This window comes from Dulcicalothrix desertica PCC 7102 (genome assembly GCF_003991905.1).
In the GTDB taxonomy this organism is placed as follows: domain Bacteria; phylum Cyanobacteriota; class Cyanobacteriia; order Cyanobacteriales; family Nostocaceae; genus Dulcicalothrix; species Dulcicalothrix desertica.
Window position 1 is genome coordinate 206,871 of record NZ_RSCL01000007.1, and the last position, 12,594, is coordinate 219,464.

Consider the following 12,594-nt stretch of genomic DNA (forward strand, 5'->3'; position numbering starts at 1 on the left):
TTTGCGAAAAAAGTCTATAGGCAATGCTATACGATTTTGGTAGCAATTTTGTAACAATAAATGTATGATACGTATAATAAAAGGCACAACACATTGTCGCGCCCTTGTAAATACTCTTCACGAAATATCTTTCATGTCGGTTGGATGTAGGTTAAATGGAGGAACTCCACCCAACATATTGATGATGAAATTGGACGGAACCCAACCCCCCTTATTAAGGGGGGCTTTAAACCCTTCTTTTTCCCCCCTTATTAAGGGGGGCTAGGGGGGATTAATTATGCTACAAAAAGTCTAATTAAGTACTATTAATAGTAGTGCTTTCAATGCAATGGCGCCTCCAGATTTGTTAACCAATGGTTATCAAAATCTAAGTAAACTTGTAATTTTTATAACTGCGTTACCAGGTATTTAATATAGAATTGATAAATTCGGAAAATTTTCAGGAAGTTCAAACTCAAAATTTCCCTCAGTATCTATAGGTAAACAATTCCACTTCCTTGAGCCGACTCTCCGCACTAAAGTGACGGAGAATAAGAGCGAAACCACAGGATTATTGCTAACCCCATTTTTTTCTAGCTTTTTGCCCTTCGTATATTTTCTAAACAATCTTCAAGTACATCATCTTGATTATCACTATATATTTCTCCAATTGTTTGGGCAACTTCATAACTAATTACTTTCTCTTTATCATTCCAAGAAATTGGACAATCATCAAATCAATCATTTTGTGATTCAACTTGACATTTCATTCATCCTTGATTATTTTTGACTAGTAAAGTTTTATTGTTTAAGTAATATCACGTAGAGATGAATAGTCAAGATTATTTTAATGATGAGCTTCTAGAAAAAAGAGTTGATAAATTTTATGGATATGGTAATTACCAAGGAAATTATTGGTTTATCGGTATGGAAGAAGCAGGAGGAGACTTTAAAGAAAATAACAACAGAATAAATGTATGGTCAAATAGAGGCGAACTGGAATTAGAAGACCTTGTAGAATATCATATAGCTATAGGAGCAAGAGGACTTTTTCAACTAGGTGCAGCAATACAACCAACCTGGAATAAATTAATTCGTATTGTACTGAGTGCCAAAGGAATAAAAAATATTAATACAGAAGATGTTCGTAAATATCAGATATATGAATTAGGTAGAGCAAATCAAGAGACTTGTTTACTAGAGTTATTGCCTTTACCATCACCATCTCTCGCTGATTGGACATATAGTCAACATTCTTTAATACCTTTTTTATCAAATAGAAATGATTATGAAAATCATTGTGTTGAGAAGCGAATAAACTATATTAGTAATAAAATAAAAGAATGTCAACCTTCTTCAGTTGTCTTCTACGGTATAAGATATGAATACTCTTGGATAAAAATAGCAGATGTTGAGTTTTTACCAACCTCAGAAGGTTTCTTAATTGGTAGAAGTAATCAGACTGTATTTACGATAGTTAAACATCCTACAGCTTTTGGTGTAACCAATGAATACTTCCATAATATCGGTAAATCAATTGCTGCAAGTCCCTAAGTTAAACTTAAGCAGCTAAAAACATCTGCTACTGTCAACTGCCAATTACCCAAAATATCTAATACGGGTAAAATATCTTGTTTTTCTTTGATGTCAGGAAATTGATTTGGTTGAAACACCATTATTGATTCATCGTCACAGTCCATCAACCAACCTAGTTTTGCTCCGTTTCGTATCGCAAATGTGATTTTACGAATGACTTTATTCGGAGATTGTTCAGGAGAGAGAATTTCAATTATCCAGTCAGGATGAATATCAAATCTATTGGAAATTTGTCCATTCGCATCAAGAGGAATTCTTTGCCATTCAAATACAGCAATATCTGGCACTATAGATTTACCGCCAAAATTACAGCGCAGTTCAGTAAACACTACAGCTAATTTTTTAGTTTCTCCAACGTCATTAATAACAGATGATAAACGTGTTTGAACTCGACTATGTTTTCCTTGTGGCATAGGTTTTTGGTAGATTATCCCATCAATATATTCGCTTGCAGGTTTTGTTTCTGGCAGCTTTAAGAATTCTTCCAGGGTTAATACAGAGGTTGGGTCAATAGATAATGTCATAAAATATGACTCCTTAAAATTTTATTGGTTACTTGGGTTATTCAGATGACTCATCTTGTAACGTTTCTACAAGTATATCTACTTGTTCCTGTTTTGCTTGTAAAAAACTATCGCACTCTTTTATATATTGTACCGCAGTAGCAAACTGTTCAAAAACTTCTGCTAAATCAAGTTCCCCCGCTTCAATTTTGGAAATAATACTATCAATTTCGGCAACTTTCGCTTCATAGCTAAACTCATCATTCGTTATTTTCTTACCCTTAATCATTTTATTTTTTGTGTCCTTTGTGTCTTTGTGGTTAAATAATCTTCTTAAAATACAATATAAAATATTTTAATTATAATCTGACTTTTGAATAAACATGAATATTAGAGATGCTACCCTGCGGGAAAACTACCCTTCGGGAAAACTTCGTTTACGTTAACGTTCGCGACTCATGACATAATAAGTTAAGATTCTTCTTTTACTTGTATTACTTTTACTTTTACCTTACCTTCAGCTAATAGTACAAATAACTCGTCTCCTATATTTAAGTCGCTTGCGGTACGCGCGATTTCTCCATTTTCTTTTCTGACCACTGCATAACCACGCTGTAATACTTTGTTTGGGTCAAGAGTTTGCAGCTTTTGGCGTAACATTTCTACATGTTGCTTTTCGGAAATTAATTTTTGTGATGTGGTTTGTAATAGTTTTTCTTTACGCCAATTTAAGGCTTCAATTCTTTGTTTAACTTGTTTATCTAAACTTAGTCTTTGTAGACGGTTTCGCATTTTTTGCAGTTTGTTTGCTGCTGTTTCATATACATAGTTAACTACTGCTATTAATTCTTCAATGCGGTCTTGATGTTGATTATATAAGTCTTCTAAAGATGGTACTACACGTTCTGCGGCTGCGGTGGGAGTGTGGACGCGCAAATCTGCTGCTAAATCAGCTAATGATTCATCTCGTTGGTGTCCTATTCCTGTAATTACTGGAATTGTACAATTTGCTACTGCCATTACTACCCGTTCGTCATCAAAACAAGCTAGTTCCTCAACGGCGCCACCACCACGTGCTAATATTAGTACTTCTGCACGTCCGTCTTTTTCGACTCGACGAATTGCCTTAACTATAGAAGCAGGCGCCTCATCCCCTTGTACAATTGCAGGGGAAAATAAAACGTGTAAACCAGGGTAACGACTTCGCAAAGTTTTTTGAATGTCTCCCCATGCTGCTGCTGTGGGAGAGGAGACAACGGCAACTGTTTTTGGATGCACTGGAATATTTCGCTTGCGGTCAGAGTCGAATAATCCTTCTGCTGCTAAACGATTTTTTAACTGTTTGTATCGAATCGCTTGTAACCCTTCACCAGCAGGTATTACTTGCCAAACTTGGAGTTGGTATTCTCCGCGTGTTGGATATAAACGAATGCTGCCTAAAATTATTACTTGTTGTCCAGGTGTGGGTATTTGTGCTAGTTTTACGACTTGAGTTTTCCATGTTACGCATTTTATTGAGGCGCCGCCACCTGGGTCAGTTAGCGTAAAAAATAACCCAACACGGTGATTGTTTGCGCTGGAAACTTCGCCAACTACCCAAATTTGACGAAGGATTTCATTTTCTTCGAGAAGTACCTGGATATATTCGGTTAGACCTGCCACTGATACTGCTGTTTCAGATGTAAAGGTGTTTGACATGAAATAGTGATGTGAGTGCTACTACAAGCATATATATATTTTAGGCGCCAACAAAGCTATGAGAATTTTTGATAACCATTGGTTATCAAAATCTTGGCGATGGGTGATTGTACTACACTTAGTAGCTATGCTGGCAACGGATATAACGGATGTAACGGATAGCTGATTCAATTAACTAGACTTTGTTTGATCACGAATTACTCATCCGTTACATCCGCTCACCATCCGTTGCCAATGTGTACTTTTGTTAAGAAATTTGTGATGGTGCGCTCTGGCACTAGACCCTAAATAATATTTTTAATTTTGCTAGGCATCACGCACCCTACGTTTAATTTTAGGGGTCAATTATTGCGTGTTATTACGTATTTAAAATGTACTTTTTGTGTTTTGTTTGTGGATGGTGAGTAAGCACTACCTACATCTGACTAAAATCGCGTTAGGATATTGTCACAATTTTGTAAAGCATATTCCATTTTGCATTTTTCTGGCGTAAGATAGTATAAATGTTCCGCGTAGAGAAACGGTCGCCAGAATAACACGTTAAATTAACACAAAATCTAAGCAATAGTTTTTTACTAAGATAGAGGCTCTAATGGCAGCAGCAGATAAAGAAAAAGACAACAGCACAGGCAAGCAAAAGGCTCTCAATATGGTTCTTAGCCAGATTGAGAAGACCTTTGGAAAAGGCACAATAATGCGTCTGGGTGATGCCAACCGAATGAAGGTTGAAACGATTTCTAGCGGTGCCTTAACTTTGGATTTGGCGTTGGGTGGTGGTTTACCCAAGGGTCGGGTTATCGAAATCTATGGACCAGAAAGTTCGGGTAAAACAACAGTAGCTCTACACGCGGTTGCGGAAGTTCAGAAAGAAGGTGGCATTGCTGCTTACGTCGATGCTGAACACGCACTTGACCCTGCTTACTCAGCAGCATTAGGTGTAGATATCGAAAATCTGTTGATTTCTCAGCCTGATACTGGTGAAGCAGCGTTAGAAATCGTTGACCAGTTAGTTCGTTCGGCAGCGGTAGACATTGTTGTTATTGACTCGGTAGCAGCACTCGTACCACGTGCAGAAATTGAAGGTGAAATGGGTGATGCTCACGTTGGTTTACAAGCACGCTTGATGAGCCAAGCTCTACGTAAAATCACTGGTAACATTGGCAAATCTGGTTGTACTGTAATTTTCATTAACCAGTTGCGTCAAAAAATTGGTGTTAGTTACGGCAACCCTGAAACAACCACTGGTGGTAATGCATTGAAGTATTATGCATCGGTACGTTTAGATATTCGTCGGATTCAAACCTTGAAGAAAGGTGCTGAAGAGTTTGGTAACAGAGTTAAAGTCAAAGTTGCCAAAAACAAAGTGGCACCTCCTTTCAGAATTGCCGAATTTGACATTATCTTTGGTAAAGGTATTTCAACTATTGGTTGTTTAGTAGACTTAGCTGAAGAAACTGGTATCTTGACTCGTAAAGGCGCCTGGTACAGCTACAACGGTGAAAATATCTCCCAAGGTCGCGATAATGCGATTAAATACATGGAAGAAAAACCCGAAGTCAGCGAACAACTCAAGAAACTGGTCAAAGAAAAACTCGAAAAAGGCGCCGTTGTCTCTGCTAACTCAGTTCGCAAAACTGCCGAAGACGAGTTAGAAGAAGAAGAAGAGTTGGAAGAGCCAGAAGAGTAGAAAGTGCTGAGTGTTGAGTGCTGAGTGCTGAGTGCTGAGTGCGCTCGTGTAAGATTCCTGATTTTTATTTTAAAATTGGGAATCTGACACTTATTGGCTTTTCTCTTTGGACTCCGCTTTACTTTCTACATTACAAAAAGCTAAAGTTATCCAGCCCGCAATTAAAGCGGCGCCGCCTAGGGGTGTTATCATTCCTAGGCTGACTGCATTTGTTAAACTGAGAGCATATAAACTTCCTGAAAATAATAATATTCCTGTAATAAACAGGCAACCACTTACAATAAGGCTTTTGTTATGTTGAAAATTATTGTTCAGTAATATGGCAACGCCTAGCAGTGCCAACGCATGATACATTTGGTAACGAGTACCAACTTCAAAAATTTCTAACGCGCGCTCACTTAGTTGTCCTCGCAGTGAATGTGTACCAAAGGCGCCTGCTGCAACTCCAGAGGCGCCTAGTAATGCTGCAGTAGTTAAAAATATTTGTTTCATAAATGTATATTGCCCACACTGTAAGGTAAGCCAAAGCTTACCCCACTCTTAAATATCAAAAAGGTAAGACACAGAACCTTCTTCACTAATCTTAAAATTGGCGTTAAATTCTTTGGCTCTATTGTCTAAATAATCTTTTGCAGTCGCTGGAGGTAGTTGTGACTGCATGGCAAACCCTAAAAGTGTAACTCTACCGTGGTTTTCTTGCACCATACGGTAAAAAATATACTGTAAACGCTCGGCCGTTTGCTGCTGAAGCGCTTTTTTCTCATCTTTGTTACGTCGGTATAAAGAAAGCGCTAACCATCCACCCAATACTGAACTAGGAATCCCAAATACAATTCCGGCAACTGCGGAACTACTGTCTACTAGCGCGTAGTTACTAGTATTGGGAAGTTCATAAACAGGATTATTATCATTGATGGGCGCAAATACTGGTTGCTCCGTACTTTTTTTTTGTAGTATCCCTGTAGCCGATATCGATAGGAACATAAGTCCAAGCGTGAGTAGCCAAAATGAAGCCAATTTTTCAGCAGTCTTCATGAAAACCTCCTGAGTTTGGAAACCCCTATCTTCAGATAGGGGAGGAAAAAAGAATTAAGCGGATTTATCCGCAGTAACAATTCGCCACGAACTGTAGGCTTTAAACTTGCAATCAGAAGGTAGAGCATTTTGGGTTAATCTCTTTCCTGTTGCAAAACTGTTTAAGCTAATTGTTTTTCTTTGTGGGTCTTTTTTAGTTGGTGATTCTAGCCACCCACCGACATAGCAGAAGCCATATTTTTTGTGTTTCACAATCGAGCCACGCTTAAACCCGGCACTAATTGTTCCACCGTAACGCGGTCTAATATGTCCTTCCTGATGTTGCAATCTGTGTAGCTGCCTGCGATGAAACTCAAGCGGAATTACTTCTATTAATTCGGTATTGTCTGGTTTGTCGTGCCCTTCTGTGTACAGGAACGCTAATACCCAAGAATCAACACAGTGGGCATCAAACTTGTTAGATAACTTGTTTTTTGACTTCTTTAATCCTAAAGATTGACGCAATTCGTAAGTCTCATTCCCTGTTTTAGTTTCTAACCGAGCTAGTTGTTCTAACTGAGAATAAAACCAATTTTTACCGACTTCTAAGGGACTAAATGATTTGTTCCATTTTTTAGCTCCTTTCCACGTTTTAGCTTTCACATCTTCAACAACAAACACGGTAACCCTGAACATAGATGTTAACCATTTGCAAATACGTAACTTCCACTGCCACCTAGCTTTTGTTGATGGTGTAAGTCTTGGCTTATTCCTCAATCTGTTTTTACGATTTTGGCGACATGGAGTGTTACGAAATCTTCTGCTGGAGCGCATATTACGGCGTGTTTTTACATGGTCTTTTACCCAGTCAACAGCATGAGTTTGCACGTTAAGGTATGTATGAGCTTTTGACTTTACCGTGAACCCTTCTCTTTTGCTGCCTGGGTCTACCCCAATTGCAATTGGTTGATAGTTTCTGTTACTTGGTTCCACATTTAGTCGAACACAAAATACTCCCTTGCGAAAGAATGGTGTAGCTTTTTTCTGTTTAATCCAACGTCTTGCCCTACTTGGAGTAGTCGGCATTAACGGACGTTGATTTGAATCTACTACTGGTACAAACATTTACAATAAGTCTCCTACAAGTAGAAGTGTATATATCCCTTCGCTACTGGAACCAGAGAGATTAAAGACTAGGGAGGCATCCTTAACATCTTGCGGGCTACCACGCCCAGGTACTCAGTCTGAGTTGTTAACTCATAAGCTAGACACGTTTTTAACTTGAAGAGCGGGATTTGGTTAATCTCCCTATTTCAAGCCCTTAACTTCAGTTAGGGGTCAGTGACAATTATGTTTCAGATGTGAAGCATCATGTGCGATTCTAACTTCACTTTCATTAATCTTCCACTAATTCTTATTAATAGGGTAAGGGGAAACACGTGGAAGCCTTTCCCCTTTTACCTTATTCACTAAATATGGAAGTGATAGTATATACCGCCTTGTTTGCCGTGGTCGAAGGTCGCATTAAACTCTTTTGCTTGTTTATCGAGGTACTGCTTTGCTTCTGTGCCAGTAATATTTGCTTCTTTGGCAAACTTTAGTACGGAGATGCGCCCTTCTCCAAGCTCTACCAAATCATAAAAAGTTGACTGGAGGTGTTGAGATAACAGTTTACGATTTTGGCGCCGTGACCCCAAAATTAACCATCCTCCACCTGTAACCAACGGAACACCTAAACTAATACAAGCAATTGCAGAATCTCTTGCGTCACGGTTTTGTAAAGAATTATTATCTTTATCTTGCAATGAAGCTAAAGCTGATACTGAAAGCATGAGAAATACAAATCCAAGCGAGAGCATCGAACCAGTAGCAAATTTGGTGAGGAGTTTCATACGCAGCGAAGATTATGTGTGTATCTTGCCGCGATTTTAACTTTACTTATCGTGTAGCTTCCAGTAGTCGTGAAAAGTAAAATCGAGTCTTTGTCATAGATGAACGCTTAACTGTAAAACCGTTCGCGCTCAATACCTTGACTACATCCGCTTCCCTGTGAAGGTAGGCTCTTGTTGCTTTGCTGGCGCCTGGAAAAAAACTACCTATTTTCTTCAACAAACTTAATGCAAAAGTTTTTGGAGCAAAACTTAGTATAATTCGTGACTCAGCAAGCGAACACAAATGCGATATCATTGTTGATGCTTCATTTACTGGGTAGTGAATAAGAACATCAAGACAAATCACGGTGTGGTATTTGCCGCTTAAAGCAGCTAAATCTTGCACATCGAAACTAGGATTATCATTATTGCCAAAAATGCTTGCCGCGCGTTCCTTGGCTTCCCCTACCATCATCTCAGAAATATCGCTGGCATAGACTTTGGCGCCAGATTCGGCGAGTGGGATACTGAGACTACCAACACCGCACCCAGCATCGCAAATGGAAAGTTGAGCCAAATTACCATCAGCTTGAAGCCAGTTGATGACTTTATCGACTGTTTGCTGGTGTCCGTTGCGAATATCAAGCTGGACTTTATTGACTTCGCCATCACCGTAAATACGCTTCCAGCGGTCGAAACCTGTGGAATTGAAATAATCTTTAACAATCGTTTTATCGTCAGCTACGTTCATATAAGTAAATAAATCAACCCTTCTCAATCGTTTAGAGTAGCAGGAGAAGGGTTAGCAGAGGAAGAGATAGAACTAATGTATGCCCAAAAAACATGAAGCAGCAGTTGGGGAACAATATTAGGTCATTTGTGGTTGAATAAGTATGTCTATATTTGTTTTAATTTGTTTCGGAAGGATGTATTAAGCAACTGAAACTAGTAGTTAACAGGTGTTTAACAATTTTGGAAAAACTCGATTCGGTAAACTTTTGACTAGCTTTTATCTTAAAGAGTTTACTATCCTCATTTAAATAGATATATAAATTTATACCAAGGCGTAGGTCGATATGGAAAGTGTAAATTCTTCACAGAAAACCCAGCAGATAGAACCAATCGATGATTCGGTCAATCTGAATGATGAACATCAAGTGGATGATATGGGTAATATTACTGCTATTACTCCTATCTCTGAATCAATCGAAGAAAGAGAAGAAAGGGAAAGACGCAGGTCAAAAAGGCGCCGACTATTGCCTAAAGTAATTGTTGGTGTATTGCTGGGGGCAGGAGTAGCAGCAGCAAGCGTTTATTACTATCGGTGGACACAGTTCAACAGATTCCACCTTACAACTGATGTTGCTTACACAAGTGCAGATATTTACCCAGTTACATCTCGCGTAGGTGGGATAGTAACTGAAGTCTCGGTAAAACAAAATCAACCTGTCAACGCAGGAACTACTTTGGTTAAACTTGACCCACGTGAGTATCAAGTTGGTTTGGCACAAGCAAAAGCTGCGCTTGATGTGGCAAAGCAACAAGCCGAAGTCGCGCGAGAAAATATTAATAACGTTCCACCAACGATTGTACCCCAGCCACTTAACATCGCTCCAAACAATCCCAACCAACCAAGGCTAGTTCTTCCTAAACCACCAGAAACTTTTAATAGACAAGTCGAAGTCAACCGTCAGCAATACAAAGCTGCATTGGCAACAGTCACACAAAGACAAGCAGAAGTTAAACAAGCTGAACTAAAGCTATCTTACGCCACTGTCAACGCGCTGGTTCCTGGTGCAATTGGAAACACTAATATCCGTGTTGGTCAACAAGTACAACCCGGACAAACTCTTGTCGAGATAGTACAGCCTAATCGTTGGGTGGTTGCTAACTTCAAAGAAAACCAGTTAGAAAGAATACAGCCTGGACAAAAAGCTGAAATTAAAATAGCTGCTTTTCCAAGTCGTAAATTTACAGGTAAAGTTGAAAGTGTATCTTCAACGCCAACAAACGTTGTCACTTCTCCTTCCCCTGACGCTACAAATAATAATTTGGGCAATATTCAATCTAATGGGCTTCGTCGCATTGCCGCTAAAATTACATTCGACCCTGATAGCATTAAAGGTTTTGAATCGAAAATTGCTCCCGGAATGTCTGCTGATGTCATAATTAGTACACGCAAATAATCCCCCCTAGCCCCCCGCGTGGAAGGGGGGAACAGGAGTAAGTTTAAAGCCCCCCCTTCCACGCGGGGGGGTTGGGGGGATCAACAAACCTTTGCCAACTTACCTCGCTGCTTTCTTCATCAATATGCCAGCGTAAAAGGTTATTAACAGTAGCACCAGATATAGTACTATCTAAGCCAATTGCTTGACGCGGCGCCGTTGTTGCGAGATTAATTGCTGTCTTAACATTACAAATACCCCACTTGACTAAGTTTTGCACCCCTACTAATAACGGCAGTGTTGTTCCTGAAAGTGTTCCGTCAGGTAGTTTTGCTGTACCATTTTTGACTTCTATTTCGCGACTATCCCACGGGTAAGTACCATCGGGAAATCCTAAAGGCGCCAATGCATCGCTAACTAAAAATAGGCCCAAGTCATAATTACTTGCGCGTAAAAGTATATCTAGCATAATGGGTGAGACATGCTGACCATCAGCAATAAATCCACACATGACATTTTTATTAGTAATAGCTGCACCTAATAAACCAGGTTCGCGGTGATGTAAGGGTGGCATGGCGTTAAATGCATGTGTTACCATAGTGGCGCCGTATTCAAATGCTTGTTGTGCTTGCGAGTAAACTGCTTGTGAATGTCCAAGACTAACGGTAATATTTTGTGAACGTAGATATTTAATAACTTCCCCTGTTGGGTCTAGTTCAGGTGCTATCGTAATAACTTTTACTACGTGAGCATAATCACCTAAAACTCGCTTGACTTCATCGATAGCTAAGGGTAGTAAATATTCAGCAGGATGGGCGCCGCGTTTTTGGTGGTTTAGAAAGGGTCCTTCTAAATGCACACCCAGAATTTGAGCTTGTTGTGAAACAATGTTATTAGAACTTATATAATCAGCAATTACTGCTAACGCACGCTGGATATTTTCTACCGAAGTCGTTACTAAAGTAGGTAAAAAGCCATCTACACCGTTATTCCATAAGAATTGAGATATTTTTGTTAGTACATGAGCATTATCGGCACTTAAGTCAGGAAACGCTAAACATAAACCACCGTTAATTTGTAAATCTACACCACCCAGAGAAATCCAATCTTCTTTAACGTCCACTACTTGGAGATTATCTGGTGGTACCCGTTTGAAGATTGTACCCATTGGTAAAATCCTTTGAACTGTATCTTCGTTTATCAATAACATGTGTAAACCACTGTAACCAGGTACGCGCGCGTTGATAATATCTATAGGTGTAAACATAGCTTATATGGAAATATAGTTTTAACTATTACTGGCTTGATTTAAATACTATACCTAGGGATAAAGCAAGAATATGTCACCTCTTATTGGAATTATTATGGGCAGCGACTCTGACTTGCCTACTATGAAAGACGCTATTGCTATTTGTGAAGAGTTTGGGGTCGGTTGTGAGGTCGCTATTGTTAGCGCACATCGCACTCCTGAACGTATGTTTGAATATGCTAAGTCAGCACATGAACGCGGTATTAAGGTTATTATTGCTGGTGCTGGTGGCGCCGCGCATTTACCCGGAATGGTAGCATCGCTAACACCGCTACCTGTAATTGGTGTTCCGGTTTCTAGTCGTCATTTACAAGGTGTTGATTCTTTATACTCAATAGTGCAAATGCCAGCAGGTATACCTGTTGCTACTGTTGCTATTGGTAATGCTAAAAATGCTGGGTTACTAGCTGTACAAATTATTGCTACTTCTCAGCCAGAATTACTTATAAAAGTTCAAGAATATAGAAGTAGTTTAAAAGACTCAGTAATAGCAAAACAGTTCAAGTTGAATGAGGTCGGTTATAAGGATTATTTAGGTAATTTTATGGGTTAGATAAGGACTGAAGTCCTTAGTACGGGTAATTAAAATTAATAAATTAACAAGAACTTAATAAATGCTGACACTTTTACGTTCTGATAAAAGTACTAGTAGTTCGTGTCATTAATTTTGTGGTGTTGATTAGCAACGGATGAGAGCGGATGTAACGGATAAGTTATTGGTTACAAACGCTCATCTAATTATTAAAAATCAACCATCCGTTACATCCGTTTA

Annotated in this window: 13 protein-coding genes; 4 read left to right on the forward strand and 9 right to left on the reverse strand. The window is 39.1% G+C overall.

Translation table 11 applies throughout. The annotated features are described in order from the left end of the window. The first annotated feature begins 807 nt into the window (after window positions 1-807). Window positions 808-1,533 (forward strand): hypothetical protein, encoded by a 726-nt coding sequence (locus DSM106972_RS16560; RefSeq protein WP_127081728.1) that lies wholly within the window; start codon window positions 808-810, stop codon window positions 1,531-1,533. Here the strand turns inward: DSM106972_RS16560 and DSM106972_RS16565 are convergent. The 3 genes from DSM106972_RS16565 to xseA all read right to left on the reverse strand — a co-directional run bounded on the left by DSM106972_RS16565 (window position 1,530) and on the right by xseA (window position 3,776). Beyond that, window positions 1,530-2,099 carry a Uma2 family endonuclease gene (locus DSM106972_RS16565; RefSeq protein ID WP_127081729.1) on the reverse strand — a complete coding sequence of 190 codons (570 nt, stop codon included), beginning with the start codon at window positions 2,097-2,099 and terminating at the stop codon, window positions 1,530-1,532. The genes DSM106972_RS16560 and DSM106972_RS16565 overlap by 4 nt on opposite strands. 37 nt (window positions 2,100-2,136) lie before the next feature. After that, window positions 2,137-2,367, reverse strand: a complete 231-nt coding sequence (gene xseB / locus DSM106972_RS16570) for an exodeoxyribonuclease VII small subunit (RefSeq protein WP_127081730.1) — start codon at window positions 2,365-2,367, stop codon at window positions 2,137-2,139. Between the two features lie 182 nt (window positions 2,368-2,549). Beyond that, complete coding sequence (xseA, locus tag DSM106972_RS16575) at window positions 2,550-3,776, reverse strand: exodeoxyribonuclease VII large subunit (RefSeq protein ID WP_127081731.1); 1,227 nt, start codon at window positions 3,774-3,776, stop codon at window positions 2,550-2,552. A 592-nt stretch (window positions 3,777-4,368) separates the two neighbouring features. Here xseA and recA point away from each other — a divergent pair. Continuing rightward, on the forward strand, window positions 4,369-5,463 hold the full coding sequence (recA, locus tag DSM106972_RS16580) for a recombinase RecA (protein ID WP_127081732.1): 1,095 nt from the start codon (window positions 4,369-4,371) through the stop codon (window positions 5,461-5,463). A 90-nt stretch (window positions 5,464-5,553) separates the two neighbouring features. Here the strand turns inward: recA and DSM106972_RS16585 are convergent, their stop codons facing one another. From DSM106972_RS16585 to bchM, 5 genes are all read right to left on the reverse strand, one after another. Continuing rightward, window positions 5,554-5,955 (reverse strand): DUF423 domain-containing protein, encoded by a 402-nt coding sequence (locus tag DSM106972_RS16585; protein ID WP_127081733.1) that lies wholly within the window; start codon window positions 5,953-5,955, stop codon window positions 5,554-5,556. A 48-nt stretch (window positions 5,956-6,003) separates the two neighbouring features. Continuing rightward, window positions 6,004-6,498, reverse strand: coding sequence for a hypothetical protein (locus tag DSM106972_RS16590; RefSeq protein WP_127081734.1), 495 nt, complete (start codon window positions 6,496-6,498; stop codon window positions 6,004-6,006). Between the two features lie 54 nt (window positions 6,499-6,552). Beyond that, window positions 6,553-7,602: an RRXRR domain-containing protein gene (locus DSM106972_RS16595; RefSeq protein WP_127081735.1), complete on the reverse strand. Its 1,050-nt coding sequence runs from the start codon at window positions 7,600-7,602 to the stop codon at window positions 6,553-6,555. Between the two features lie 344 nt (window positions 7,603-7,946). Then, window positions 7,947-8,369, reverse strand: a complete 423-nt coding sequence (locus tag DSM106972_RS16600; RefSeq protein ID WP_170213580.1) for a hypothetical protein — start codon at window positions 8,367-8,369, stop codon at window positions 7,947-7,949. Window positions 8,370-8,415: 46 nt separating this feature from the next. Then, window positions 8,416-9,099 carry a magnesium protoporphyrin IX methyltransferase gene (gene bchM / locus DSM106972_RS16605; protein ID WP_127081736.1) on the reverse strand — a complete coding sequence of 228 codons (684 nt, stop codon included), beginning with the start codon at window positions 9,097-9,099 and terminating at the stop codon, window positions 8,416-8,418. A gap of 325 nt (window positions 9,100-9,424) precedes the next feature. Here bchM and DSM106972_RS16610 point away from each other — a divergent pair, with 325 nt between their 5' ends. Beyond that, complete coding sequence (locus tag DSM106972_RS16610) at window positions 9,425-10,534, forward strand: HlyD family secretion protein (RefSeq protein ID WP_127081737.1); 1,110 nt, start codon at window positions 9,425-9,427, stop codon at window positions 10,532-10,534. Between the two features lie 43 nt (window positions 10,535-10,577). On the opposite strand, the gene nagA is transcribed toward DSM106972_RS16610, so the two are convergent. Further along, a complete protein-coding gene (gene nagA, locus DSM106972_RS16615; RefSeq protein ID WP_127081738.1) occupies window positions 10,578-11,780 on the reverse strand; it encodes an N-acetylglucosamine-6-phosphate deacetylase in 1,203 nt (400 codons plus the stop codon). 73 nt (window positions 11,781-11,853) lie between these two features. On the opposite strand from nagA, the gene purE reads away from it, so the two are divergent. Further along, window positions 11,854-12,375, forward strand: a complete 522-nt coding sequence (gene purE / locus DSM106972_RS16620) for a 5-(carboxyamino)imidazole ribonucleotide mutase (protein WP_127081739.1) — start codon at window positions 11,854-11,856, stop codon at window positions 12,373-12,375. The last annotated feature ends 219 nt before the right edge of the window (window positions 12,376-12,594 follow it).